This window comes from Micromonospora sp. NPDC049257, from assembly GCF_040678915.1.
GTDB classification, from domain to species: domain Bacteria; phylum Actinomycetota; class Actinomycetes; order Mycobacteriales; family Micromonosporaceae; genus Micromonospora; species Micromonospora antibiotica.
The window spans coordinates 35,507-61,619 of record NZ_JBFAQU010000014.1 but is presented as its reverse complement, the minus strand read 5'-3'; the positions used below and the strand labels follow the sequence as shown (position 1 = coordinate 61,619).

20 protein-coding genes, 1 tRNA gene and 2 pseudogenes are annotated in these 26,113 nt (G+C 73.1%); 11 read left to right on the top strand and 12 right to left on the bottom strand.

Going from position 1 to position 26,113, the window contains the following annotated elements:
- The first annotated feature begins 392 nt into the window (after positions 1–392).
- Entirely contained in the window at positions 393–1,280 is an 888-nt protein-coding gene (locus AB0K25_RS20670) for a phosphatase PAP2 family protein (RefSeq protein WP_219463591.1), read from the top strand.
- A 13-nt stretch (positions 1,281–1,293) separates the two neighbouring features.
- The gene (locus tag AB0K25_RS20665; RefSeq protein WP_363822033.1) at positions 1,294–1,992 is read left to right on the top strand and encodes a maleylpyruvate isomerase N-terminal domain-containing protein; all 699 of its coding nucleotides are present in this window, start codon (positions 1,294–1,296) and stop codon (positions 1,990–1,992) included.
- 166 nt (positions 1,993–2,158) lie between these two features.
- Here the strand turns inward: AB0K25_RS20665 and AB0K25_RS20660 are convergent, their stop codons facing one another.
- Entirely contained in the window at positions 2,159–3,421 is a 1,263-nt protein-coding gene (locus AB0K25_RS20660) for a low temperature requirement protein A (protein WP_363822030.1), read from the bottom strand.
- A gap of 86 nt (positions 3,422–3,507) precedes the next feature.
- Between AB0K25_RS20660 and AB0K25_RS20655 the strand changes: the two genes are divergently transcribed.
- Both AB0K25_RS20655 and AB0K25_RS20650 read left to right on the top strand, forming a co-directional pair.
- The gene (locus AB0K25_RS20655) at positions 3,508–4,527 is read left to right on the top strand and encodes an LLM class F420-dependent oxidoreductase (protein WP_357537122.1); all 1,020 of its coding nucleotides are present in this window, start codon (positions 3,508–3,510) and stop codon (positions 4,525–4,527) included.
- Position 4,528: 1 nt separating this feature from the next.
- On the top strand, positions 4,529–5,338 hold the full coding sequence (locus tag AB0K25_RS20650; protein WP_219463587.1) for an SDR family oxidoreductase: 810 nt from the start codon (positions 4,529–4,531) through the stop codon (positions 5,336–5,338).
- A 149-nt stretch (positions 5,339–5,487) separates the two neighbouring features.
- On the opposite strand, the gene AB0K25_RS20645 is transcribed toward AB0K25_RS20650, so the two are convergent.
- From AB0K25_RS20645 to AB0K25_RS20620, 6 genes and pseudogenes are all read right to left on the bottom strand, one after another.
- Positions 5,488–7,722 (bottom strand): transglutaminaseTgpA domain-containing protein, encoded by a 2,235-nt coding sequence (locus AB0K25_RS20645; RefSeq protein ID WP_363822112.1) that lies wholly within the window; start codon positions 7,720–7,722, stop codon positions 5,488–5,490.
- Between the two features lie 89 nt (positions 7,723–7,811).
- Entirely contained in the window at positions 7,812–8,996 is a 1,185-nt protein-coding gene (locus tag AB0K25_RS20640) for a DUF58 domain-containing protein (protein ID WP_357537120.1), read from the bottom strand.
- 11 nt (positions 8,997–9,007) lie between these two features.
- Positions 9,008–10,006, bottom strand: a complete 999-nt coding sequence (locus AB0K25_RS20635; RefSeq protein WP_219463583.1) for a MoxR family ATPase — start codon at positions 10,004–10,006, stop codon at positions 9,008–9,010.
- A gap of 35 nt (positions 10,007–10,041) precedes the next feature.
- Positions 10,042–12,666 carry a fibronectin type III domain-containing protein gene (locus AB0K25_RS20630; RefSeq protein ID WP_219463581.1) on the bottom strand — a complete coding sequence of 875 codons (2,625 nt, stop codon included), beginning with the start codon at positions 12,664–12,666 and terminating at the stop codon, positions 10,042–10,044.
- 184 nt (positions 12,667–12,850) lie between these two features.
- Complete coding sequence (locus AB0K25_RS20625; RefSeq protein ID WP_357537201.1) at positions 12,851–13,336, bottom strand: fibronectin type III domain-containing protein; 486 nt, start codon at positions 13,334–13,336, stop codon at positions 12,851–12,853.
- 2,151 nt (positions 13,337–15,487) lie between these two features.
- Positions 15,488–15,904, bottom strand: a pseudogene (locus tag AB0K25_RS20620) (tetratricopeptide repeat protein); the annotation flags it as partial.
- A gap of 209 nt (positions 15,905–16,113) precedes the next feature.
- On the opposite strand from AB0K25_RS20620, the gene AB0K25_RS20615 reads away from it, so the two are divergent.
- The 5 genes from AB0K25_RS20615 (at position 16,114) to AB0K25_RS20595 (ending at position 19,422) form a co-directional block, all read left to right on the top strand.
- A tRNA-Leu gene (locus AB0K25_RS20615) sits at positions 16,114–16,197 on the top strand.
- 266 nt (positions 16,198–16,463) lie between these two features.
- Positions 16,464–16,790 carry an AbrB/MazE/SpoVT family DNA-binding domain-containing protein gene (locus tag AB0K25_RS20610; RefSeq protein WP_363822025.1) on the top strand — a complete coding sequence of 109 codons (327 nt, stop codon included), beginning with the start codon at positions 16,464–16,466 and terminating at the stop codon, positions 16,788–16,790.
- Entirely contained in the window at positions 16,787–17,806 is a 1,020-nt protein-coding gene (locus AB0K25_RS20605; protein WP_363822022.1) for a site-specific integrase, read from the top strand. Before AB0K25_RS20610 ends, AB0K25_RS20605 begins: the two co-directional genes overlap by 4 nt.
- 452 nt (positions 17,807–18,258) lie before the next feature.
- The gene (locus AB0K25_RS20600; protein WP_363822020.1) at positions 18,259–18,483 is read left to right on the top strand and encodes a transposase; all 225 of its coding nucleotides are present in this window, start codon (positions 18,259–18,261) and stop codon (positions 18,481–18,483) included.
- A 24-nt stretch (positions 18,484–18,507) separates the two neighbouring features.
- A complete protein-coding gene (locus tag AB0K25_RS20595) occupies positions 18,508–19,422 on the top strand; it encodes an IS3 family transposase (RefSeq protein WP_363822017.1) in 915 nt (304 codons plus the stop codon).
- Between the two features lie 132 nt (positions 19,423–19,554).
- Here the strand turns inward: AB0K25_RS20595 and AB0K25_RS20590 are convergent, their stop codons facing one another.
- The 4 genes from AB0K25_RS20590 to AB0K25_RS20575 form a co-directional block, all read right to left on the bottom strand.
- Entirely contained in the window at positions 19,555–19,737 is a 183-nt protein-coding gene (locus tag AB0K25_RS20590; protein WP_363822014.1) for a hypothetical protein, read from the bottom strand.
- Between the two features lie 85 nt (positions 19,738–19,822).
- Positions 19,823–20,110, bottom strand: coding sequence for an HD domain-containing protein (locus tag AB0K25_RS20585; protein ID WP_363822012.1), 288 nt, complete (start codon positions 20,108–20,110; stop codon positions 19,823–19,825).
- Between the two features lie 86 nt (positions 20,111–20,196).
- A complete protein-coding gene (locus tag AB0K25_RS20580; protein WP_363822009.1) occupies positions 20,197–22,887 on the bottom strand; it encodes a DEAD/DEAH box helicase family protein in 2,691 nt (896 codons plus the stop codon).
- 51 nt (positions 22,888–22,938) lie between these two features.
- Positions 22,939–23,772, bottom strand: a complete 834-nt coding sequence (locus AB0K25_RS20575; protein WP_363822006.1) for an IS5 family transposase — start codon at positions 23,770–23,772, stop codon at positions 22,939–22,941.
- Positions 23,773–24,609: 837 nt separating this feature from the next.
- Here AB0K25_RS20575 and AB0K25_RS20570 point away from each other — a divergent pair.
- A pseudogene (locus tag AB0K25_RS20570) lies at positions 24,610–24,911 on the top strand (DUF6244 family protein).
- A gap of 170 nt (positions 24,912–25,081) precedes the next feature.
- On the opposite strand, the gene AB0K25_RS20565 reads toward AB0K25_RS20570, so the two are convergent.
- Positions 25,082–25,312, bottom strand: coding sequence for an Imm1 family immunity protein (locus tag AB0K25_RS20565; RefSeq protein WP_363822004.1), 231 nt, complete (start codon positions 25,310–25,312; stop codon positions 25,082–25,084).
- 256 nt (positions 25,313–25,568) lie between these two features.
- Between AB0K25_RS20565 and AB0K25_RS20560 the strand changes: the two genes are divergently transcribed.
- Positions 25,569–25,817, top strand: coding sequence for a helix-turn-helix domain-containing protein (locus tag AB0K25_RS20560; RefSeq protein WP_363822001.1), 249 nt, complete (start codon positions 25,569–25,571; stop codon positions 25,815–25,817).
- Positions 25,818–26,113: the final 296 nt, after the last annotated feature.

The window sequence follows — 26,113 nt, the reverse complement described above, 5'->3', positions numbered from 1 at the left end:
CAACGAATCTCCCTGCTCCGGCGGCTGCGGTGCCGGCCCGTGCGGTGCCGGCCCGTGCGGTGCCGGCCCGTGCGGTGCCGGCCCGTGGGGTGCCGGCCCGTGCGGTGCCGGCCCGTGCGGTGCCGCCGGGTCCCCGGCCGGCGGTGGTGCGGCGGTCGGCTGGCCGGTCGCCGTGGGCGCGGCGGCGGACCGTCCGGCCGGCGGGTTCCCGGCCGGTGGCTGCGGGGACGGCCCGTGCGGCGGCGGTGCCGGCGGGTCCCCGGACGGCGGCTGCCGGGTCGATCGTCCGTGCTGCGGTGTGCCGGTCACCGTCACCTCCCGTGGTCCCGTGTCAAGGTATCCGGGTCGAGCCGGTGGGCCCCCGCGCGACGTGCCGGTCATGCCGCTACGGTGTGCGGGTGCGAGCGACGGCAAGGGGTTGGACCGCGGTCTGGTTGGTCGTGCTGGCGTTGGCCCAGACGGCGGCCTTCCTGCTGGTGTGGCGGTTCGCCGTGCACACCGGCACCGGGCAGTGGCTCGACACGGTCGCGTTGACCGGCAACCGGATCGGCCAGGACCGCATCGACGGGCTGGTCAACCGGATCCTCAACGCCATGTCGGTGGTCTCCCTGCTGGCGGCCATGGTGGTGATCTTCTTCATCGCCCTGATCCGGGGCCGCAAGGCGCTCGCCATCTCGGCCACCCTGCTGATCGCCGGGGCGAACGTCACCACCCAGGTGCTCAAGTACGTCATCGACCGACCCGCGCTCGGCATCGACCCGCAACGCGACGCGGTCGGCAACAGCCTGCCCAGTGGACACACCACCATCGCCGCCTCGGTGGCGCTGGCGCTGATCCTGGTGCTGCCGGCCAAGGTGCGCGTCCTCGGGGCGTTCCTCGGCACCGCGTACGCGGCCGTCGCCGGGGTCGCCACCCTCTCCGCCGGCTGGCACCGGCCCAGCGACGCGATCGCCGCGTTCCTGGTGGTCGGGGCCTGGGCGGCGTTGGCCGGGCTGCTCCTGCTGATCTTCCAGCACGAGCAGGCGCAGGTCGCTCCCGACGACGCCCACAAGGTGGCCGCCAGCGTGCTCGGCATCGGCGGTCTGCTCGCCGTCCTCGGCTGCGGCATCGCCCTGTCCGGCCTGCTCGACCAGCAGCAGACGCCGGTGGACGAGCTGACCCGCCGCACCCTGTTCATCGGGTACGCCGGCAGCGCCGCCGGGATCGCCGGCACCATGGGGGTGGTGGCGGCGCTGGTGCTGCTGTCCGTGCACCGCCTGGTGCCCCGCTGGAAGGGTTGAGGACCTCCCGACCATGACGTCGCTGGCCGGTACGGCATTCCGAGTCGAATGTGCCCGGCTGGCCGTGGTCCTGGCCACGCTGACCGACGCGGACCTGGACCGGCCCACCCCGTGCCCGCCCTGGGCGGTCCGGGACCTCGTCGCCCACGTCCGCACGGGTGCCGGACGGCTGGTCGACATGCTCGCCGCGCCCGCGCCGCCGCGCGCCGAGGTGGACGCCGCCGGCTACTTCGGCCCGGCGAAGTTCACCCCCCAGGTCGACGCCGACCGGATCGCCAGCGCCCGGCGGGCGGCCCGCGATCCCGCCGCCCCGACCGGGTCCACGGAAGCGGTGACGACCGCCGCGGCCTTCACCGCCACCTGGCGGGCCACCGACGCGGCGGTGCGGGCGCAGCCCGCCGACCGGGTCGTCCGCACCCGCCACGGTGACCCGATGACGGTGCACGAGTTCCTGGTGACCCGCGTGGTGGAGGTCGGCGTGCACGGGCTGGACCTGGCGGTGGCGCTGCACCGCGAGCCGTGGCTCACCCCCGCCGCCGCGCGGGTGATCGCCGACCTGGTCACCGGGGGACGACCGGTGCCGGACGGGCTCGGCTGGGACCGTCTCACCCTGGTCCGCAAGACCACCGGCCGGGCCCCGCTCACCGCCGCCGAGCGGCGGATCGTCACGGCGCAACCCTGGCCCCACCTGTTCCTCACCGCCCCCACCTGACCCACCCCCGCGCTGCTGTGCCCCGCGCTGCTGGCTCCCGCTGCTGTGCCCCCGCGACTGTGCCCCGGTGATCAAGAGGTTCGCGTCAGTTCTGATCATCAACGTGACGCAAACTTCTTGATCACCGGGGTCAGGCCCACCCGGCGGGGCGGGTGGGGTGGGGTGGTTACAGGGGTGGGGCGGGGGGTTCCGGGGGGCGGCCCCGGGCCCGGCGGGCGCCGGCCGCCGCGACCCCGCCGAGCACCAGCGCGGCCACCGTGGCGGAGACCAGCGGCACCACGTGCAGCAGCAGCGGGAAGAGCACGACCAGCAGCACCGCCGCGAGCCACCGCGACGGCGACACCCGGCCGAAGACCTCGTACTCGAAGCGGGCGCGGGCGAGCAGGAAGAGCACCGGGCCGCCCACCACCAGCACCACCCACGCCGCCTCCGGGGAGGTGAACGGGTGCTCGATGGTCAGCTCGTACCCGATCGCCGTACCGACCAGCCCCACCACCATCGCCAGGTGGGTGTCCGCCGCCGAGCGGCCGGTGTCCGACGGGTGCCGGGACCGCACCACCGCCTCGGCGAGCACCTGCCCGGCCCGCTGCACGTAGATCCGCCACAGCAGCACCGAGGTCACCAACGCCACCGCGAACGCGCCGGTCCGGGCCGGGTCGAACGGACCCGTGCTGTACGCCAGCCCGCCCACCAGGATCGTCTCGCCCAACGCGACCAGGAAGAACTGCTGGTACCGCTCGGCCAGGTGTTCCCCGGCGACGTCCCAGCGGCTCGCCCTCGACCGGCCCAGCCCCGGCACCGGCCACCCGAACCGGGCGGCCAGGTACTCCACGACCAGCGCCAGCGCCCAGAGCAGCCCCCGGGGGGTGGGCGACAGGAACGCCCCGGTCAGCCAGAGCACCCCGGTCGCGCCGAAGGTGACGAGCATGCGCAGCTTGAGCCGCCGGTACTCGTGGCTGCCGAGGGCCAGCAGCAGCAGACCCGGGCGGGACACCTGCGTCACCACGTACGCCACCGCGAACGCCAGCCCGGTGGAGGTGAACGCGTGGGGGATCGCCACCCCCATCACCATGCTGCCGATCAGGGCGGTGATCACCACGAACTGGAGCCAGCCGTGGTGCGGGTCGTACCGGCTGGTCGTCCACGCGGTGCCCTGCCAGACCGCCCAGAGCGCGAGCAGCAGCAGCAGCGTCTTGACGCCCCCGGTGACCGGGGACCAGCCGGTGGTGCCGCCGGGCTCCAGGGCCAGGTCCTCGAAGGCGCGGAACGAGATCCGGGTGAGCGCGAAGACGTACACCAGGTCGAAGAAGAGTTCCAGGAACGTGGCCCGCTGGGCCGATCCGGTACGCCGCAGCGGAGCGGCCTCCTCGCCGCCCGTCATGATCGTCGGCAGTCGCCGTCGGCCCGGCCCACCAGGGGTTCGTAACATCCCGGGCGGCTGCGGCGGCGGGCATCGCCGAATCCACCCCGGTGCCGGCCTTGTTCCGGCCGGGGCGAGCGGGCACGATCGACCGGATGACGAACCGATGGGGCTTCACCGTGCCGCTGACCGGTGTCCCGCTCGCCGAGCACGCGGCCGGCTACGCGGCCCTGGCAGAGGCCGGTTTCACCGACCTGTGGTCGTCGGAGGTCAACGGCACCGACGCGTTCACCCCGCTGGCGCTGGCCGCCGCCTGGCAACCCGGGCTGCGGCTGGGCACCGCGATCACCCCCGCCTTCACCCGGGGGCCGGGCCTGCTAGCGATGAGCGCGGCGGCGCTGGCCGAGGCCGCCCCGGGCCGGTTCGCCCTCGGCATCGGCGCGTCCTCCCCGGTGGTGGTGGGGGACTGGAACGGCGTGCCGTACACCGAGCCGTTCCGGCGCACCCGCGACCTGCTGCGGTTCCTCCGGCCGGCGCTGCGGGGCGAGACGGTCGACGGGGCGTTCGACACGTTCCGGGTGCGCCGGTTCACCCTGGAACGCCCGCCGGCCAGCCCACCGCCGCTGCTGCTGGCCGCCCTGCGCCCGGGGATGCTGCGGCTGGCCGCCGCCGAGGCCGACGGGGTGATCCTCAACTGGCTGGCCGCCGACGACGTCGCGCAGGCCCTCGCCGAGCTGACCGGGCGCGGCCCCGGCTTCGAGGTGGTCGCCCGGATCTTCGTCTGCCCCACCGAGGACGCCGGCTACGCCCGTACCCTCGGCCGGCGGCTGATCACCAGCTACCTCACCGTCCCCGCGTACGCGGAGTTCCACCGTTGGCTGGGGCGGGAGGACGTGCTCGGCCCGGTCTGGGCGGCCTGGGCGGCAGGTGACCGGCGGGCCGCCGCCGCGGCCGTGCCCGACGAGGTGGTCGACGCGCTGATCCTGCACGGCTCGCCCGAGCACTGCCGCGACCAGGTCCGCCGCTACGCCGACGCGGGCGTGGACGTGCCGGTGCTGGCCCTGCTGCCCACCCCGGAGGTGACCGCCGGTGGGGCCGCCGCCCTGGGTGAGCTGATCAGCCGGCTGGGCCCGCCGTCGGCGGTGGACGCCGGACGGCCGACGGAACGGGGCTGAGATGAACCTGACCGACCGGGTGGTGGTGATCACCGGGGGAGCGGGGGGCATCGGCGCGGCGCTGGCCCGTCGCTTCGCCGCCGAAGGGGCCGCCGCCGTCGTCCTGGCCGATCTCGACGCCCGCGCGACCGCCGCCGTCGCCGAGGCGGTCGGCCCGGTCGCCCGGGGGGTCGCCGTCGACGCCGCCGACGAGGGCCAGGTCCGCGACCTGGTCGCCGACACCGAGCGACGGTACGGCCGGATCGACCTGTTCTGCGCCAACGCGGGCGTGGCCACCGGCGCCGGCATCGACGCCCCCGACGACGACTGGGACCGCGCCTGGCGGGTCAACGTGCTCGCCCACGTGTACGCCGCCCGCGCCGTGCTGCCCGGCATGCTGGCCCGGGGCGGCGGCCACCTGCTGCACACCTGCTCGGCAGCCGGGGTGCTCACGGCGGTCGGCGACGCCCCGTACACGGCCACCAAACACGCGGCGGTCGGGCTGGCCGAGTGGTTGGCGGTCACCTACCGGGACCAGGGCATCCGGGTCAGCGCCCTGTGCCCGCAGGGGGTGGACACCCCGATGCTCGCCGACGGGCTGGCCACCGGCCACCTGGCCGCCCGGGTGATCGCCGCCTCCGGCCCGGTGCTCACCCCCGACCAGGTCGCCGACGCGGCGGTCGCCGGGCTCGCCGAGGAACGCTTCCTCATCCTGCCCCACCCCGAGGTCGCCGGGTACGCGCTGCGCCGCGCCGAGGACCCGGACGGCTGGCAGGCGGGCCTGCGCAAACTGGTCCGCCGGCTGCGGGCCGCCGGCCCACCACCGGCGTAGCCGGCCCCGGCCCACCACGATCCGGTCCGGGCTGCCGGGGTCCGGTTCCGCGTCGCCAGGGTCCGGCCCACGGTCGAGGTGGTCCCGTCCCGCCACCGTCCGGTCCGGCGGGCCTCACCGTGCCCCGGTCTCCCGGGGCAGGGAACCGGTCAGCGGGGCCAGCGCAGGGGACCGGGATGTGCCGACCACAGCAACCGCCGCCAGCGGGGCCGGGCCGCCCGCAGCGCCGCCGCGTACCCCACGGCGACGTCCCGGGCCCGGTCGGCCTGGGCGTCGGTCAGCGTGCCCGGCGCGAAGGCCGCCTGGTTGAGCAGCCCGGCGAGTTCCGCCAACCCCACCGGGTCCGCACCGGGGTCACCGGTGCCGGCACCCCCGGCAGGGAGGGAACCCTCGGCCCGGCCGGTGTCCTCGGCGAGGGCGCGGCGGGCCCGGTCGGCGACCTCGGTGGCGGAGAGGTCCCCGCCGACCGGCCGTCCCGACAGTCGCAGCGCGTCGGTGGTGTGCCGCCACGCGCCGCCCACCCGGGTCCCCGGGTCGCCCCGGCCCAACCGGGCCCGGGTCTGCGCCCGGCGGCACCCGACCAGCCCGGCGAGGACCAGCCCCGCCAGCAGCAACCCACCGGTGCCGAACCCCACCAGCAGCGGCGTCGGCCCGCCGCGCTCCCCGGTGCTCCGGCCCGGCGCGGTCGCCGCCGGTGGGGTGGCCGGTGGGGTCGCGGTCGGCTCGGGCACCTCCGACGGCGGCGGGCTCGGCGGGGCCGGCCGGAAGTCGTCCTCCACCGGCCGGGGCGCGGTGTCCGGGCGGGGCCGGGGGTCGAACGGCACCCACCCCACCCCGGCGAAGAGCACCTCCGGCCAGGCGTACGCGTCGGCGGCCCGCACCGGTCCGTCACCCCGGGCGGTGAACCCCACCACCACCCGGGTCGGCAGGCCGGTCAACCGGCCCAGCACCGCGAAGGCGGCGGCGAACTGCTCGGAGGTGCCCCGCTGGCCGCCGCCACCGCGCGGCCCGAACAGGAAGAACTCCAGGTTCGGGTACGCGTGCCCGCTCGGCGCGTCCGCCACCAGCCGGTAGTGCTCGGCGAGGAACTGCTCCACCGCCGCCGCCCGCGCGTACGGGGCGCCGTTCTCCTCGGCCAGGTGGGTGGCGAGCCGGCGCAACCGTTCCGGCGTCCCGTCGGGCACCCGCAGCACCCGGGCCACCTGCGCCCCGGCCGGTACGTCGGCGGTGGCGAGCAGGTTCACGTCCAGCCGTTCCCGCGCCGAGGTGACCGTGTACCTCAACCCCGGGGTCAGCCCCTCCGGCCGGATCAACGTGCCGCTCTGCGGGTCGTACGCCACCCGGGCCCCGTCGACAGTGCGGGGGGTGGCCACCGCGGGCAGCAGCCGGCCGGTCAACCCGGCCACGGTGATCTCCTGCCGGACGGTGTCCGCCGCCTGCGGGTCACCGCCGGGCAGGACCCGACCGGCGGTGCGGTAGGTCGCCCCGACCCGCCAGGTCACCCCGTCGTAGTCGCTGAGCACGGCCAGCCGGATCGTGGTCGGCCCCTCGCCCGGGGCCCGGGTCGACACGTCCAGCAGCTTCTGCCGCGGCTCCAACGCCCAGCCGGAGATCCGGATCAGCGGGTTCTCGTCCAGCGACTCCACCCGGGGCGGTGGCACGTAGCGGCGCGGGTCGACCGGCCGGTCGTCGATCCGGCCGGCGAGGGCCGGTCCGAGCAGCGCGGCGGACCCGACCACCACCGCCACCCCGGCGGCGGAGACCACCGTCGCCCGGGCCCGCACCGGGCCGCGTACGGCCGGCGGCAGCCCGGCGGCCGGGTCGCCTCCCGGCGTGCGGCCGGCGGCCAGGGCGAGCGCGACCAGCCCGGCGAAGACCACCGACGACCCGACCGCCGGTTCCGCGTTCGGGCCGACGACGTAGACGGCCCCGGCGTACAGCGCGGTGGCCGGGAGGAAACCGAGCAGCACCCGACCGGCCCGCAGCGCCACCTCGGCACCGGCCAGCCCGGCCAACCAGGCGGCGACCACCGGCACCAGCACCGTGTCCGGGGCCGGTTCGACCGGGATCATCGCGGTGAGCAGCCGGGGCACCGCGTTGGCGGCGGCGTCGGCGGTCACGTCGAGGAATCCGCCCGGCAGGTCGGCGTGTGCGGCGGCGAGCCGCACCGACCAGGCCGTCGCGCCGAGCATGGCGGCCACCGACAGCGGCGCCACCTGCCAGGACGGCAACCGGCGGGCGGCCACGCTGACCAGCACCGCCGCCAGGGCCGCGCCGCTCACCAGCCGGGTCAGCAGGTCACCGGCGTACACCCGGTCGAGTGCCACGCCGGCCAGGCCGATGGCGGCGACGAGCGTCACCGGCACCACGGCCGCCCGCAGCACCCGGGCGACGGCCCGGCCCGGCCCACCGCCGGCCGGGCCACCCGCCCGCGCCCGGTCCGGTCGGGCGGCGTCGGGCCGCTCGGTCACCGTCACCATCGGCCGGTCGCGTCCCACGCGGCGGCGAACGCCGCGCCGTCGACCGCGTCGAGCACCACCGGCCCGGCCGCCGTCGGCGTCGGCCCGGCCGCCCCCAACACCCCCACCAGCACCGACGGGTACGCCCCGCGCAGCGCGCCCACCCGGCCGACGTCGTCGCGGCCCCCGGGGCCGGTGAGGAAGACCAGCGTGTCGCCCGGCCGGTCGGCGCGCAGCCGGGTCAGGGTGGCGTCCAACGCCGCACCGTCGCGGTCACCCGTCGTCGCGCCGTCGGGCCCCCGGCCCGAGGGGTCGGTCAGGGTCACCGCGGCCAGCCGGTCCAGCGGCGGGTCAGCCGTCCGGTCGTCGGCCGGGTCCACCAGCAGCAGCACCACCGGCAGGTCCTGGCGGAACGCGGCCACCACCAGCGACGCCGCCGCCTCGCAGGCCGCCTCGAACGACCCGGCCACCCCGCCGACCCGGTCCGGGTGGGCGGCCGACCGGTTGTCCAACAGCACCACGATCCGGGGCAGCGACGTGTCCACGTTCTCCCGCACCATCAGCTCACCCACCCGGGCGCTGGTCCGCCAGTGCACCCGGCGCAACTCGTCGCCGACCACGTACTCCCGCAGCGAGTCGAAGGTGATCGACCCGTGCGGCACCCCGTCCACCCGGCCGTCCAGGCTGCGCCCCGCCCCGGTCGGCACCGCCGTCAACGGGTGCACCCGGGGATGCACCCGGACCACCGCCGTCGGCCCGTACGCGCGGGTCGCGGCGGACAGGCCCAGCGGGTCGCGGCGGGTCACCCGCAGCGGCCCCACCGGCAGCACCCCGCGTCGACGGGTCGGCACGTCGTACCCGAGGCCGGTGTCCCGGCCGGGACGCAGCCGCACCACCGGCACCGGCACCGGCCGGCCCGCGCACCGGTCCTCGGCCAGCAGGCTGCCCACCCGCAGCCGCCCGGCGTTGCGGACGGTCAGGGCCATCCGCGCCGGCTCACCCACCGCCACCCGGTCCGGGTCGGCGGTGCGGGACACCACCAGCCGGGGGGTGCGGGCCGCCACCAGCACCGCCTGCCCGACCGCCACCGCGCCCGCCGCCCCCAGCACGGCCAGCTCCGGGTACGCGAACCGCAACCCCGCGCCGAGCAACGCGGTCGCGGCGACGAGCAGCCCGGTACCCCGGGCGGTGAGCCCCACGCCCGGCCCGCTCAGCCGTGCGTCGGGGTCGACTGGCCCGACGGCAGCGGCACCGGCACCGACGCCACCGCATGACGCAGCACGTCGGCGGCGGTCACCCCGCGCACCTGCGCGTCGGCGGTGAGCAGCAGCCGGTGGGCGAAGACCGGCTCGACGAGCGCCTTCAGGTCCTCCGGCATGATCCACCCCCGGCCGTCGATCAGCGCGTACGCGCACGCCGCCCGGGTCAACGCGATCACCCCCCGGGGGCTGACCCCCACCCGTACCTGCGGGTGCTGGCGGGTCGCCGTGGCCAGCCGGACGGCGTACCCGTAGAGGGGTTCGGCGATGTGCACCCGGCGGGCCATCCGGACCATCTCCCCGACGGTCGCCGTGTCGGTGACCGGTTGCAGCGAGTCGGGGGAGCGGACCGTCGCCCCGCGCAGCACCTCCACCTCCACCGCCTCGTCGGGGTACCCCACCGACAGCTTCACCAGGAACCGGTCCAGCTGGGCCTCGGGCAGCCGGTACGTGCCGTCCATCTCCACCGGGTTCTGGGTGGCGACCACCAGGAACGGCTGCGGCACCGGGTGCCGGACCCCGTCCACCGTGACCGTCCGTTCCTCCATCACCTCCAGCAGCGCCGACTGGGTCTTGGGGGAGGCCCGGTTGATCTCGTCGGCGATGACGATGTTGGCGAACACCGGCCCCGGATGGAACTCGAACCCTCGGGTGGCCTGGTTGAAGATCGTCACCCCGGAGACGTCCGAGGGCAGCAGGTCCGGGGTGAACTGGATGCGCCGCCACTGGCCCTGCACCGTCGCCGCCACCGCCCGCGCCAGGGTGGTCTTGCCCACCCCCGGCACGTCCTCCAGCAGCACGTGCCCCTGGGCGAACAGTGCGGTCAACGCCAACCGCACCACCTCCGGCTTGCCCAGCACGACCGCGTTGACGTTCTCCGCCAGCCGGGCGGCCAGGGCGGCGAAACCCTGGACCTCCGGCTGGCTGAGCGGTGCGGGGGTGTCGTTCACGACGGCGGGATGCTCCTCGGCTGCGGCGACGCTGGTCAACAGGTGGGCAGCACGGCGATGTCGTCACCGCCGGCCAGGTTGAGCCAGGCCCAGGGGATGTAGTTGCGGCCCTGGTAGTCGACCCGGACCCACCAGGTGGACTGCTTCTGGTCGTTGTAGATCCAGGAGTCGACGTTCTCGCCCTGCCGCCGACAGTACGCCCGCAGCCGGGTGCCCGGCTTCGCCCAACCGACCTGTTCGTCGTTGTCCTGCCGGGGCACCGAGAAGACCTCGTTGCCGTTGCGACCGTCCACATCGCGGTCGCAGTAGGTGCGTTGGTCGCCGTCCGGCCCGTTGACGCAGGTCGCCACCCCGTAGAGCGGGTCGGTGCCCTGCGCCCGGGTAGCCGTGCCCCGGCCGGCGGCGTTGCTGGCCGTGACCGTCACCGTGTACGCCGTACCCGGGGTCAGGCCGGTCACCCGCAGGCTGGCGCAGCTGCCCGTGGCGCTCTTCCCCCCGGTGGCGGCGGTGCAGGTCGGCTCCCCACCACCGGCGTCCACGGTGAACGTCACCGTCACCGACGTCGCCTCCGCCGAGGACCCGGTCACCGTCACCCGGGGCACCGCCACCGTCCGCGCGGTCGCGGTGGCCTCCGGCCCCGGGCCGGCCTCGTTGACCGCCTTCACCCGGACCATCACGTTCTGCCCGTCGTCCAGCCCGCTGACCGTCGTGGCGGTGTCGGTCACCTCGCTGGTCCGCCCGCCCACGTCGACCTGGTAGCGGCTCACCGGCCGGCCGTTCGCCGCCGCCGGGGACCACCGCACCGCGATCGTGCCCGGCCGGTCGGCCACCGTGGCCGCCCGCAGGTCCACCGGCTGCCCCGGAGCGGCGAACGGCACCACAGTGGCACTGATCGGGGAGGCCGCCGAGGCGGCACCCCGGTCGTTGACCGAGGTCACCGTGAACGCGTACTGCGTGCCGTACGTCAACTCGCCGGCCGGCACCACCAGCTCCGTACGGCGCGACTCGCCGACCGGGGCGCTCGCGCCGGCCGAGGTCGCGGTGACCACGTACCGGGCGATGCGGTTGCCCTGCCCGTCGGCGGCCGGCCACCGCACCAGCACGGTCCCGTCGGCGCGGGCCTGCGCGGTGACCTCGGCCGGCGGGGCGGGCACCGCCGACGTCGGGGTCACCGGGTTGCTGCGCCGGGCGGGGCCGTCGCCCTTCGCGTTCACCGCGTGCACCGAGAACGTGTACGTCGCGCCGTTGGTCAGTTCGGTGATCTCCACGGCCCGCTGGTTCGCCCCCACCTCGTGACGTTGGCCGGCGCCCTCCACCACGTACCGCAGGACGGCCGCACCGTTCGCGGCGGCCGGTCGCCAGGCGACCCGGGCCCGCGCGTCACCGGCGGTGGCGGTGACCTGCCGGGGCGCACCGGGCTTGCCCACCCGGGGTTTCGGCGGCGGAGGCGGCGGGGGCGGGTCCGGCGGCGGGTCCCCGCCCAGCACGTCGTTGGCGTACTTGTCGACGGTGCGCACCCGGTGCGCGTCGTCGACCACCCGGGCGGTGGCCGCACCGGGGGCGTTGATGAACAGGTGGTTCTCCCGCACCTCCAGCTCCCACGGGCCGGCGGCCCGGCCGGGGCGGATGGTCTCCACCAGCCGCCCGTCGCCGTCGAAGGCGTAGACCGCGCCGGTGACCCCGTCGGCGCAGTAGAACCGGCCCGCCCAGGCGACGGCCGGCCCGACCCGGTCGCCGCTGCCCGGCACGACGAACCGGGTGACCACCCGGCCGTCACCGACCGCGAGCACCCGCCGGTCACCGCCGATCGTCACCGGCACCACCGGGCCGCTGGTCCGCGCCGGCACCGCGCCACCCGCGGCGTCCCCGAGCACGGTACGCCGGGTCTGCCCGGCCCGGACCGTCACCAACGTGCCGGTGGTCCGATCCAGCACCGCCACCCCGTCGTCCAGCGTGGACAGGGCCAACTCGTGGTGCGGTTCGGCCACCGGACGGGTCTCCACCCGCTGCGGACCCCGACCGTCGGCCGCCCCCGACACCGGGCCGGACGGCAGCGCGGCGGGGGTGACCGCCGAGACGGTGCCCTCCGTCGGCACCGCGATCCACAGCCGGCCCCGACCGTCGAACGCGCCGGCCGTGATGCCCGGCGGAAAGAGCACCGGCTCACCCACCGGCACCAGCGAACGGGGGTCGAGCTGGCGCACCACCCCCCGCACCGCGTCCACCACGAACGCGGCGTCGTCGTGCAGCACCACGTTGACCCCGAGACCCGGCGTGGTGGGGGTGGTCGCGGTGATTTGGAGGGTGGCCAGGTCGAGCGCGCTGACCTGACCGGTCTCCAGGTCCCGCAGGATCAGCAACCGGTCGGTCTGGGTGACCTGCACCTGATGCTGCCGGGCCCCGGGGACCTCCTTGCGGGTGTCCACCCTGGCGGTGATCCCGTTGACCCGGGCCAACTCGCCGCGGGTGCTGCTCCACAACCAACTGCTGGCGTCGAAGCTGGCCAACGCGTCCTCGGCGGCACCCCGGCCGAGCAGGGTGAGCCCCAACGCCGCCACCAACGCGGTCACCGTACCGACCGTGACCAGCCCGCCGCGTAACCGGGAACGTCGGCGGGACGTGCCGGCGTCGGCGCTCGGGGCGTCGTCGATGCTGGCCACAGCGGGCTGCCCTCCGTCCGGTGGCCCGGGGCGGCGTGCCGGGTGCCGGACGCCCGCGCCTGAACCGTGGGCCATCATAGGGGCCACTCCGGGACGACGAAACCCGTACCGTTCCGATTCGGACACCCAGCGTTCCGGGATGCCGGGGCGACGTGCCGTCGCGGTGCCGGTCGCCGTCGACCGGTCAGCCGCTCGGCGACGGTCGGACCCGGTCGGTGCAGACCTGACCGGAGGTGGCGAACGCGTCCGTCGAGTAGACCGCCAGCACCGTGAAGCAGTAGTTCACCTCGGCGTTCAGCCCGTTGACCGTGAAGCTGGTCTGTCCGGGGTCGACGGTGGCCATCACCCCGAGCGCCCGACCGGTGCGTCCACCCGCGACCATGAACGGCACCGACCCGTTGCTCGGATCGGACCAGGTGACCGTGATGGTGGCGGCGTCGTCGCGCAACTTCAGGTCGGCCGGGGGCGGCCCCGCCGTCTCCCGGGGCGCGGTGCCGGTCGACCGCTGCGGCCCGTCCGCGTCCCGGCTCAGGGTCACCGCCCCGATCGTGCCTCCGACGGCGAGCACCACCACCCCGACCACCACGGCCACCGTCCGGCCCCGCCGGCGCGGGCGTCCGTCCCGTGTCGGGTACGACGGCGTCAGCTCCGGATAACCCGTCTCCTCCACCTCCGGCGGTACGCCCCGGCCGGTGCCACGTCCACCGTCGTACCCGGCTGACGAACCGGAGCCGGTCGGTGAACCCGGCTGTGCCGGTGCCTGCGGCCCGGACTGCGGGACCACCTGCCGCGTCGGCTCGGGGGCGGCCGGTGGCCTGAGTTCCTGCGCACTGTCCGCTGCCGGTGGGGATGCCGGTGCCGGTGGTGGCGCTGGCGGTGATGGCGGTGCCGCTGGTGGCGGTGGCGGTGATGCCGGTGGCGGTGGCGGTTCGAAGCCCCGCCCGGTTGCCGGTGCCGACGGTGCGCCGGGGGTTGGTCCCGTGTCCGGTGGCTGTACGGCGGTCCGTGCCGTCGTCGGTGGCGGCTGGGGAGCCTGCTCGGTCATCGGAGCCAGCGGTAGGGTGATCGACCGCCCCGATGCCACGTCGCCCCACGTCGGGCCGTCGGCGGGGGCATCGTCGTCCTCGTCTGGTCCGCCGAGACCTGCGGGGTGCCCGGCGGTCGAGGCCGGGACGGGTGTGCCCCCGGCGGAGCCCCGCGAATCGGGGGCATCGGCCGGGACGGCATCCCGCCCGGCCCGCGGTGGCGGCGGTACCACTGCCGGCGGGGTGACCATGGCCGGCGGCGGTGCGGCTGCGGGTGGGGGCGACGCGGGACCTGGTGCCGTCCGTGGTGGTACCGGTGGTGAGGAGTGCGCCGACGACGGTGGGGACGCCGGTGGGAAATCCGCAGGAGAGGGCACGGTCGCTGTCGGCGGTGGCTGGGCTGCGAAGCCGGACCCTGCCGTGGACGCCGGACCTGTGGTGTGGTCGACGGCTGGGGTGGGTGCCGGGTCGGGTGGGGTGGCGGAGGCAGGCCCGCGTGCCGTGTCGTCGGCTGCGGTTGCCGCCGGGGCCTGGCCGGGGCCGCTGTGCGGTTCCGCCAGCAGAGGCCCGATCTGCTGGACCCGTACCGTCGGCCGGTCCCAACCCGGCGCGGGCGGGGTCGCGGCGGCGCCCGGTGCGGGTGGAGCTGCCGGAGTCGCCACCGAGTCGGCTGCCGCGGCGGAGTCGGCTACCGCCACCGGGTCGGCTGCCGCGGCGGAGCCGGGTGCCGCGGCCGGGTTCGCCACCGGTGCGTGGGCGGGTGCAGAGCCCGACGTGGTGCGGTCCCCGGTCGGGGCTGGCCCGGGCCGCTGCTCCGTGGGGCGACGGGACATGGAGACGTCGACGGGCCCGGTCGGCTGTTCCGGTGTGCCGGCCGATGGCCCGCTGGGCGGCTCGGCCCGGGTGGGCGGCTCGGCGGCGGGGAGGGGGCGTACCGACCCGGCGATGGTGGGCACGGGTGCAAGCGCGGTCGGCTGGCCGTGCCGGATGGGTGCCCCGGCCGGTGCCCCGGTCGGCTGGCCGGGGTCGGTGGGCGGCCCGGCGGGGATGGGGACCGGCTGCCCGTGGTGGGCCGGTGGACCGGGTGGCACCGTGGCCGGCGGCCCGGGGTGCGGTACGGACAGGGGAGCAGCCGGCTGGGTGGGCTCTCCCGGCGGGACCGGTGACGACGGGTGGGGCGGCTGCTGGAGGCGCGGGGGTGCCCAGGGCGACGTCGGCGGCGCACCACCGGAGACCGGATCGGGGGACGACGCATGCCGTCGCGGTGGTGCCGCCTCCGCGATGGCGTCCGGCCCCGGGTGGGCGGCGGGTGGCGGGCCCGGCGGTGCCGCCGGTGGCCCCGACTGCGGTGCGGGGGAGGCCGGGTGCAGCCGGGGGGCGGGGGAGGCCGGGTGGGGCCGGGGGGCGGGGGAGGCCGGGTGGGGCCGGGGTGCGCCGGGCCGGTGGGTGGGCTGGACCCCGTACATCTGCCGGGGCAGTGGCACCCGGGGCTCGGTGTCCGGGGCGCGTCCCGGCCGTGGTGCCGTCGGGCGTACCGGCTGGCCGGCAGAGGCGGGCTGGCCCGAGGAGGGTGCTGGTCCAGCCGGGGCCGGTGGGCCCGGGGCGGCGGGGGTGGGAGGCGCGGAGACAGGATGGGGCGACGGTGGCGCAGACTCGGGCCGGGGCGTCGGGGCGGGCCGGTATCCCTGGTGGGGGGCCGCCGCCGGGGCGTACCCGGGAGGTGCCGATGGCGGAGCCGCCGGGGGGACGGCCGGTGGCGCGGGGGAGGGCGGCTGCGGTTGCCCCCCGGGGATGCCGAGATACTGACGGGCGGTGCGTACGGCGGGATGCTGCTCGCCGAGCGCGGCGGGCCCGGCGGTGGCGACGCGGGTGTAGTTGCGGCGGGCCTCGTGCCGGTTGCCCAACTCCTCGGCGACCCCGGCCAGATCGAAGGCCAGGGCGAGCATCAACGGGTCGGCTGGACTCCACCGCCGCTCGCCGGCCGCGTAGGCCTCCTCCAACACCCGCCGGGCGGCGGCCGGTTCGTCGGCCTCCCGGTGCAACCTCGCGAGCAGGTGCGCGGTGCCCATGATCTCCGGGTGGTCCTCACCGTACGCGGGACGGGCCGAGGCGATCGCGTCGGTGAGTAGCCGGCGGGCCTCCGACAGGTCACCGGCGGAACGCAGGGCGAGGGCCCGGTGCTGGACTGCGGCGAGGGGTGAGGGTGCGGACACGCCAGCAATGCTGCCGTCTGAGCGGGTCCGGACGCTACCCACCCGCCACAGCCGCGTTCTGAGCTGCGATGATCCGGCTCCCGCCGGCGGGTCGGGCGGTGATGTGCATGATCCATACGGGCCGTGTAAAGTAATGCCCCGTGCGGCCCGCCAGGGCGGCTGACCGGGGTGAAAGCCGCCGGGGCCGACGCGGTAGGCTGAACGGGCAGGTCCGGGTGGCGGAATGGCAGACGCGCTAGCTTGAGGTGCTAGTGCCCGTATAGGGCGTGGGGGTTCAAGTCCCCCCTCGGACACACTTTTGCAGCATCCCTGCTGTATGCGACGTACTGGTGGTCAAGCACGCTTGACCACACCAATCTGATCTCCGTGTCGATGTCGGCCGGTCCCGCTTCGGGCGGGGGTGGTCGGCGTGGCTGACGTGGTGGTCGCTCCCGTCGTCCCGCCGGTCGTGCTGGCGGGCCGGGGTAATCCGGGTGGTCGTTCTGGCGGGGGTCTTCGTCGTCGGCCGTTGCCGCTTGCGGATCTTCCGACTCCTCGTGCCGGCAGCATGGTCTATGGGGTGGCGGCGCTGGATGCCAGTGGTCGGATCGCCGACAGTGGGGTTGTTCGGGCGCTGGGTTGGGTGCCGGGCACCCGGCTGCACATCCATGAGGGTGCCGGTCTGGTGGTGCTTCGCGCGGATCGGCAGGGCGTGTTCACGGTGACGGGTCAGGGTCATCTGCGGCTGCCGGCGGCGGTGCGGCAGTGGTGCGGGTTGGCGGCGGGTGACCGGGTACTGCTGGCGGCCTGTCCTACGGATCAAATGTTGGTGGTGCATCCTCCGGCGGCCGTGGACGCGATGGTCGTCCCGGTGCACGCTGCTGTTCTCGGTGGTGGTCGGCCGTGACCGATGGTGCGGTGGGGCGGGCGGAGTTGGACGCGGCCCGGTTGTTGTTGGCGCGGATGGGGATCTCGCCGGCTGATCTGGTGGAGGCGGCGGCGGTGCGGCCGGTGGCGCCGACGTTCGCGGAGTACGTGCCGGTGGTGTCGGCGGCGGTGACCGCGGGCACGCGGCGGGCGTACGGGTCGTACTGGAAGCGGGTGGTGGAGCACTGGGGGTCGCGGCGGTTGGATGAGCCGAGCCCGTCGGAGATCGAGTGGTTGGCGGAGTACGTCAAGACGCATGTGGTGGCCCGTCGGAATGCGCGGGGTGGGCGGAGTGCGGCGGAGCATCTGATCGCGGCGTTGCGGTGTCTGTACAAGCGGGCGGTGGCGGACGGGTTCATCGCGGCGGCGGACAATCCGGCGGTGAAGGTGGCCAAGCCGCGCCGGTTGGCGAGCACCAGGCGGGCGGTGGCCGATGCCCGGTTGGCGGAGATCAACGCGGTCGCGGCGGGTACGGGTGATGATCCGGTGCTGGACAGTTTGTTGTTGCGGTTGCACACCGAGACGGCGTGCCGGCGGGGTGGGGCGCTGGCGTTGCGTCCGGTGGATCTGGATCCGGATCAGTGTCTGATCCTGTTGCGGGAGAAGGGCGACACGGTGCGGTGGCAGCCGGTCTCACCGACGCTGATGCGACATCTGCAGCGGCACGCGGAGGAGCGTCATGCTCCGGCGCGGGGCCAGTTGCTGCGGTACCGCAACGGGCAGCCGATCACCTACCGGCGGTACGACCATCTGTGGGTGCGTATCGGTGAGCATCTGCCGTGGGTGTACGTGCAGCAGATCAGCACCCACTGGTTGCGGCACACGACGTTGACGTGGGTGGAGCGGAACTTCGGCTACGCGGTGGCCCGTGCCTACGCCGGACATGCCGACAGCGGCGGTGATGTTGGTACGACCACCACGTATGTCCGGGCGAGTCTGCAGGAGGTCGCCGCCGCGTTGGCGGCCCTGACAAACGAGCCGCATCCCCTCGCTTGAGCTGAGTGGAGGAAGGTCGGGCTGGCCTGGTCCTGGGTGGACCGCCGACAGATGCGCGGCCTCCTCCTGGTGGGTTGGTCTCTTTGCAACGTGGCTGCCGGCAGTCCCGACGCCAGCCCGTGGCCGAGGTATCGGCGAGTGTGAGGAGGCGTGGGGTGCACGACGACTACGGCGTGTTCCTCGGTTTGGACGTCGGTGAGCACGTGCACCACGCAGTCGGGTGGACCGGGCCGGCAAGCGGCTGCGTCATGCAGCCGCTTGCCGGACGCCGATGCCCTGCGGCGGCAGCTGTTCAGCAGCGCCGCCGGGGATCACCCTCACCTGCGTGGGGAGCAGCTTGTGATCGCGCTCGGCAGGGGCGAAGTAGCGGGATTACCCCCGCATGCGCGGGGAGCAGGCGGAGTGCACTTCCCCTCGTAGCGTGGAGGCCGGAGCTTGAGGGATAGAGGTTCATGGCTGAGACGAGACGGCAGTTCGATCCGGAGTTCCGGGCGGGCGCGGTGCGTATCGTGCGGGAGACGGGCAAGTCGATCGCTCAGGTCGCCCGCGACCTGGGGATCAACAGCGGGACCCTGGCCAACTGGGTGAAGAGGGACCGCGAGGCTCGCGGTGAGGCCGCTGCCGGGCACCTCGCGGAGGACGCGGCGGGAGAACGCCGAGTTGGCGATGGAGCGTGATGTCCTCAAGCGATCCGTGGTCCTGTGGGTCAGAGAGGCGACGGGCCGGTGAGCGTGGCCGCCTTCATCGCTTCCCAGAGGACCGGGCATTCTGTGCCGCACGCGATCGCTTGCCGGGCCCTGGGGGTGTCCGAGTCGTGGTTCTACAAGTGGCGTGACCGGCCACCAACCCGCCGCGATGACCGGCGTGCTCGGTTGTCGGCTCCGGTCAGGAAGGTGTTCGACGACTCGGGCGGCACCTACGGCAGCCCTCGCGTCGGGATCGAGTTGCGCGAGCAGGGTTGGCAGGTGTCGGACAACACGATCGCGCAGCTCATGGCCGAGCTGGGCCTGGTCGCCCGGGTCAGACGCCGCCGGCGGAACCTGACCCGCCAGGGTAAAGGTCCGGCCGCGCCGGACCTGGTCAAGCGGGTGTTCACCGCGTCGGCGCCGGATGTGGCCTGGTGCGGCGACATGACCGAGATCCGCACCGATGAGGGCAAGCTCTACCTGGCCACCGTCATCGACCTGTACTCCCGTCGCATCCTCGGCTACGCGATGGGCGCCCACCACGACGCCGGGCTGGTCGTCGCCGCGCTGAACATGGCCGCCGTCACCCGTGGCGGCACCGTCGACGGGGTGATCTTCCACAGCGACAGAGGCAGCGAGTACACCTCGGCCGACTTCGCCCGGGCCTGCGCCCGGTGGAAGGTGCGCCAGTCGATGGGCCGGGTCGGGTCGTGCTTCGATAACGCCGTCGCCGAGGCCACCTTCTCCACCATCAAGGTCGAGTACGTACACCGCCGCCACTTCCACACCCGCACCGAAGCCCGGATCAAGATCGCCACCTGGATCACCGACTTCTACAACCGGCGCCGCCGGCACTCCGTCTGCGACTGGCGCTCACCCATCGACTACGAACGACCAGAGACCCGCGCCCTGGAGGCCCAGGCCGCATAACGACACCCTCCACGATTCCAGGGGATTGACACTCGGTGGGGTTCAGGTCCGAGGCGTAGGCCGGTAGCCGGATGGCGGTCAGCCAGTCCCGGGCGTCGATCATCTGCCGCATGGCGACGGAGGCGTGGGTGTTCAGGTTGGCCCAGAGCACACGATCGGCTCGTCGAGCTGCTGGTGAGCGGCATCCAGCAGGGCGATGTAGTCGCGCTCGCTGAAGCTCCGCCGCTCGCTCTTGCGGCCGCGTTGCATGATCGTGCGGTAGATGAACCGGGACCGCTGTCCTGGCCGATAACAGCTCAACCCGGCGATCGACACCGTTCAGAGCCCTTGCCCGACACCGCCGAGCAGCTCATCCTGCACGCCGGGCCAGATCCCGTCACTCCCGAGCAGAAACGGCCGTTCACGGATCCGCAACAGGTCGGCGCGTCAGTTGGCGGTACACATGATGACCACCGACCACCACCGCGTACGTCTCCGCCGCCGACCGCTCCCAGCCGTGCCGACCGGCCAGCCTGTCAGTGATAACAATCTGCCCGGCCGCCCCGGGCAGCGCAAACAGCCGATACGCCTCAACCTGGCGATCGAAGGTGAAGCCGTACGACCGCATCGCCTCCCGCAACGGCGGCACCTGCCAGGTGAAAGCGGGCGTCGCCTTGCCGATGTAATGGATGCCGGAGAGCCACCGCACCAGAAGGCGGGCCCGCGGCTAGTGCGAGGCGGGCGAAGCCGACAGTGGCAGGAGTTGCAAACACGCCTTTGCCGCACTCCAGGCCGTCAGGGGCAGTATTCGCGGAGCAGGGCCAGAAAGTTCTTTAAGGTAGTGACCATATCATCGGGCAGGGGGTCGCCGTTGAAGTGCATAATGTTGTTCCGCATCTCGCAGATTCTCCTAAGCCACTGCGAGAACACCTTTCGGTCCAGTGGCCAGCCGAGCGCCGCCCAAGACTCGGGGTTCTCCAGCACCCGTTGGTAGTCGCCCATTGTCAGCCTGTGGAAGCCGTCGATCCGCCGCGTCCCGCCCGCGTCGCAGAGCACCTGGACCCGCTCAATGTCGATGGCGTCCTCGATGATCCAGCGGAGAATCTGATCGATCTCCCCGATGATAAAGAATGGTGACGTCATCACGCCGTAGGTCAGAACGACATCACTGGCCGTGACGATTCCCGAGATGGTGTTGTGGGGCCCCCGCACGAAGACGAAGTCATGGGCCGTGATCTTAGGAAGGACGTCGATCAGGTCCTCCGCATAGCTCACCTCCACCGCTGGGATGACGGCGGCGGACAGAGGTGCGTCCCGCTTCTGGTGGCGGGCCTTAGCGATCGACTTCCAGGTGACAGCGCCGCTCAGATTCCGCTGTCCGGACATCACTGCCAGCTGAGAATAGTCGTGGAGCAGCATCGTGGTGATGGCCTGCTCGATCGTTGCGTCCGGTTTCACCGACGCGACGTCCAGACTTGCGGCGGGAAGGTTACCGACCACCAAACCGCGTTCCGGCCTCTGTCGGATCTTCGAGGGTTCCAGCTTCTCGCTGACCCTCGTCGTCCCGGTCAAATCCGTCAAGGGAGTATCAACGGCGTCCCGTTCGAAGGTGTCCGACGGCACTGTGGCCGCATCGGCTGACAGTCCGACCGTGACCTGATCTTCCCTAGTGACCAGGCGGAAATCCGGAACCGTGACGAGTCCATGATTCGAGAGATCCGTTTCGACAATTTCGATTAGATGGGCGTCACGCCCGCGGGCGCCCCAGAGAGCGATAAATTCTCGGACACTTAACCTGTGTGGTTTGCCTGCATCCGCGTCCCGGCGCAGTCTCCTCAGCTCGGCCAGGCATCTGACCCGCGCCTCTGTCTCGCTGCCAGCCTCGGAATCCGGCCCATCAGGGCTCTCCAATTCCTCCGCGTCGGCGGCCTTCCGGAGAGTCGCAGACTCCTGAGCCAGTTTGTCGAGGTCGTCCACAGCTGCATTGAGCATCGTTTGTCGCAGCTGATCCAGCGGCGCATCCTCTTCCTCCGTTACCCAGGCAGTCCACCCGTTCAGTGGGTACCCCGCTACGGCTGAGGCTGCGGCGGACGGAGACGAGAACACTCGTCCATCGAGTAGATCAAGCCTACCGTCGTCACGAACCACCGCCGTCGTGACCGATCCGGTGCGGCGGGACTTGAACCTGAGGTAGGCACCCGCCGACAGGACGCCACCAGCTAGGAGATCCGACAGCCGGACCCGCCGCGCGGTGAGACGGTGGTGGTCCTGCCGGGGTACTCGGTCGGCCGTGGCGAAGTGTCCTTCGGCCGTGACTCCGACCGCGTCAAAGACGGCGAAGAACGCCTTCTCCGTGGCGTCGGGAGTCACAGCCTGCAGCGAGCCGCTGTCGATACGACGGACTCCTCGGCCCAACATCTGCTGGTAGAGCAGCTCCGACCTGATGGGCCGCAGAAACACCAGACATTCCACGGCGGGTATGTCAACGCCGGACGCCAGCATGTCGACGGAGACGGCGATTCGGGGTCTCCTCTCGGTGCAGAAACGGGCCAGCACCTCGTAGGGGTTCGGGAGATGGGCGGTGATCTTTACCGCGAAGTCCTGCGTTTCCTCGAACACCTGCCGGCAGGCTTCTACGACGACGTTGGCCTGAGCGTCGCTAGTCGTAAATATGAGCGTTTTTGGGACTATTGTCCGATCTGGGAAGGCTTCCGAAAACAGCTTGTCCCGAAACTCCGTCACTACCTCCCGGATCCTCGCCGGTGACCAGGGGGACCCCGCGGACGCCTCCAGCGCGGACGTCAGGCGGTACGTGCGAGGAGGAAGGCTATACCCCTCGAGGATTGCCTGCTCGAAGCCCTGCCTCCAGAGCGGCTTCCCGCCGAACAGGTCGAGCGTCCGTTCATCGGCACTGATACCGAAGGCGATGAGGGGAGCGGATATCTTGTCCGAGAATTCGACCAGAGCGGACTGTGTTGTCGGGTGGGCTTCGTAGACGAGAACAAGATCGATTCCGTCGAGAATCTCATCGTCGACCAGGGGAGCGCCGTGACCTTGCTCTTGGACCTTGGCACGGCCGAGAAGACGTTGACTGGTGGCGACCACTACGTTCCCCGGCACCGAGACGCCACCGATGTACTGACCGACGCGGAGCAGCCCACTCGAACGAGCCGGGTCGCCAGCCGGATGGTAACGCCGAAGAGCGGCACAGATGGACAGCGCGTCCCACCTCAGATCGGCGACTATCAGGATTTTTCGTGCTCGCCCGGCCCGGATTAGGCGCGAACACAGCTCGGCAATGACGATCGTCTTGCCGAACCCGACCGGCGCCTGGACCAATGCCCGGCGTGGATCCTCACCGGCGAGAAAGGCCATGATGGTGTCGATAGCCCTGACCTGCGACGAGCGGAGTGCGAGCCGCTCAGGCGGGGAACCACTATGGTCCGGCGTCGGCGTACCTAAGTTGTTGTCATCGTCGATCGCCACCCACATAGCCTACGGACCTCCCGCATTAGTGCGTGTTTGAGATGGGGTTGATCAGGCCCAGGTGAAGGTGCGGCGGGCTTGACGGCGTGCTGGTTGGTCGCGGGTGATGCGGCGGGTCATGCCGGCGATCGCGGCCCAGCGGATGAGGGCCGCTGAGACGGCCGGTTGGCGCTCGTAGTCGCGGGCGAGCCGGCGGCAGGCGGTGAGCCAGGCCAGGGTGCGTTCCACGACCCAACGGCGTGGGTGGACGGCGAAGCCGCGTTGGTCGGCGGGTTTGCGGACGATCTCCAGCGTGGTGCGCAGGGTGTCGCGGGTCCAGTCGACGAGTCGCCCAGCGAATCCCTGATCGGCGAAGACGTGCCGGATCGGGGTGACCATGTAAGCGCCGAGAAGGGCCGTCTTGGCTCCGTCGCGGTCCTGCCAGCTCGCGGCGAGCACGGTCACGGTGACCAGCAGGCCCAGGGTATCGGTGATGATGAACCGTTTCCGGCCGTTGATCTTCTTGCCCGCGTCGTAGCCTCGGCTGTCCCGGCCGACGGTGTCGGCGCCCTTCACGCTCTGCGAATCGATGATCCCCGCCGACGGCTCCGGCTGGCGGCCCTGTTGCACCCGGGCCTTGATCCGGAGCGTGGTCAGGAGTTTCTCCGTCACGCCGGCTTCTTCCCACCGGGTGAAGTACCAGTACACCGTCTGCCACGGCGGCAGGTCAGCCGGCAGATAGCGCCACGGGCACCCCGACCGCACCACGTACAGGATCGCGTTGACGATCTCCCGCCGTGGGTGCTTCTCCCGCCGGCCGTCGGTGTTCGGCTCCGGCAACAGCGGCTCGATCAGCGTCCACTGAGCGTCGGTCAGGTCCGAGGGGTAACCACGACGCGCAGACACCGCGCCACCCTGCCCGCCGCGGCAGCCGATGTCATGCCGCCACGCCGTCCACATCAGACCTTCTCAAACACGCACTTAGTTATACCGAAATTAACCAATCCGACTCTATCTGTCGAAATCAACCGGATCCTCGGCAGTCGGAGACGTGCCACACTGAGCTAATCCCAGCGACGTGAATGTACTTATTCGCGCGACACGGCTGAATGCGCGCAGGCCGGACTCCCGCAGCGGATGTTCGCCTTCGACGAGTTCGGGCCACTGGTCATCCGTCCGCCACTGCCAGCCCCACCCCTCGCACAGAGCACGGGTCGGGGTGGCAACCGGGTTGGCCGTCAAGGTCGCACGCTCCTCGCGCGGCCCGACCGCCGCGCCGCCCGTGGTGCCAGCGCCGCCCGGATCAGCGCCGTCGCAGGTGCCGTCCCCGTCGCAGGGCGGTGGGCAGGCGGTGACGGGGTCGTCGACGACGGGTCCGGTACGGCAGGTCGACGAGGTCGGCGGGGATGCGACCGTCAGCCTGGACCGACCGCCGCCGTACCGGGTACAACCCCGTCCTGCGCTGCTGGATGCTTGAACTCATCGGCGAGCACGCCCGGCGGCGCATTGCCCGTGCTGGCTGCCCAACTGCACAGCGCCCACGAGCCGCTACGGTCCTGGGCCGTCAAAGGCCTCGAACAACTCGGCACCAAACCAGCACACGCCAAACACGATCTGCGGGTCTGATCCGCTGACCACCGGCTGATCGTGTGGGTCAGGCGACTGCTGCTGTCTGGTGAGTCTGGAGTGCCTTCGGCAGCGTCAGGTGCAACCGTTCGCCGTCATCGATTGAGGGCCGCCTCCGTGTCACACATTGAGAAGTTCACTGGTGAACTGCGTGCCTTGCTGGCCGGTGTCGAGCGGGCTCAGGGGTTGACGGCTGCCGCCGACCGGCAGGCGCAGGAGGCGGCGTCATCACCCAGATCGGTGAGACGCAGCAGCTCGTCACCGCGATCCTCCAGGGCGGACAACCCGGACCCCTGGTGCAGGCCCTCGACGGCATCAAGCAGGTTCTGATGCAGGTTGTCGCCCGCACCGGCGGTGCACGGCAGGCCATCGAGGCGGCGATCGCCGAGGCACAACGGGTGGGGTCGCCGGGAAACTGATCACCCTTCCACGGCCGGGTGCAGCAATCCTCGACCGACTCAGCACACTCGTTGTGCACCCGCAGCGGCGACGTGCTGATGCTGACCCGCGTCGCGGGAACCATCCAGCTACACAACACCGGCGGCTGGTACGACGAAACCTGCGAGACGCTCCTCCTCCACTGACGCCACTATCCGGGCTGCACCTCGTGCACCCAGCGCATGCCGGTGGGACGTTGCCCGGTGGCGACGTACTCGACAGCGGTGCTGCGGGCTGCGGCCGGCGTGACTCGCGCCCTGGCGGCGGGAACGTCCACCGGGCCGGTGTCCGGTGACTCGTGCACGGTGACGGGGTGTGTCGGGTTCGCGGTCGGCGGTGTAGCTGCCGTCAGGCAGCCGGCGGACCGCCGTCCGGTCGACATCGACGTCGATGTCGATGCGCAGGGCGGGTTGGTCGCGGGCGCCGATGGTGAGGGTCTGTCCGCGTTCTCCGTGCGGCATGATCGTCTCGACCTGCTCGTCGAAGCGACGTTCCGCGTCCTCGGCGTCGGCCAACTCGAAGTCGTGGCCGCGGTAGTCGCGCAGCAGCAGCGTGCGTATGCGATCGGGGCGCCCCGATCGCAAACGTCGTGGTCTCGCCGTGAGCGCACCGGGTGGTGACTATGGCAGCAGGACGAGTTGCCGCCGGGCCGCCCGGAGCAGCTGAGGTCGGCGGCCTCCCGGACGGCGGTCGGCCTGGCGCCCGCCGCCTACCTCGCCCAATGGCGGCTGGACTTCGCCGCCAGCCGCCTGAGGACCACCGACCAACCCGTCGAGTCCATCGCGGCAGCCGTCGGCTACCAGTCCGCGCCGGCGTTCAGCCGCGCCTTCGCCCGCTCCCACGGTGCCCCGCCCGGCCGTTACCGGGCGATGCACCGCCCGAGCTGAGCAGGGAGCTGACGGGGCTCATCGGCTCCGTCTGCTCCGGGGAGCGCTCCCTGTGAGCGGCGTCCCCCACGCTGACGGCCGACCGATCGACGTCGACCGCCCCGGGCAGATGGCGCAGGAGGCCGCAGCCGCCCGCCCCTGCCGCCGGCGCCGATCGCGATGTCGCCGGACACCGCGTCCGGCTCGGCAGACGATCCCGACTCCGCGCGCTGAGCGACGGCCGCAGCAGGGCGGTTCAGCTGTGACAGCCACGGGGTGCGTGGGCGCACATCGCGACCACGTCACCGGAAGGCGCC

Bases quoted from the DNA above. Each gene is read 5' to 3' on its own strand.
- AB0K25_RS20665 (WP_363822033.1), top strand. From the start codon at position 1,294: ATGACGTCGCTGGCCGGTACGGCATTCCGAGTCGAATGTGCCCGGCTG.
- AB0K25_RS20660 (WP_363822030.1), bottom strand. From the start codon at position 3,421: ATGTTACGAACCCCTGGTGGGCCGGGCCGACGGCGACTGCCGACGATC.
- AB0K25_RS20655 (WP_357537122.1), top strand. From the start codon at position 3,508: ATGACGAACCGATGGGGCTTCACCGTGCCGCTGACCGGTGTCCCGCTC.
- AB0K25_RS20650 (WP_219463587.1), top strand. From the start codon at position 4,529: ATGAACCTGACCGACCGGGTGGTGGTGATCACCGGGGGAGCGGGGGGC.
- AB0K25_RS20600 (WP_363822020.1), top strand. From the start codon at position 18,259: ATGGCTGAGACGAGACGGCAGTTCGATCCGGAGTTCCGGGCGGGCGCG.
- AB0K25_RS20565 (WP_363822004.1), bottom strand. From the start codon at position 25,312: ATGTCGACCGGACGGCGGTCCGCCGGCTGCCTGACGGCAGCTACACCG.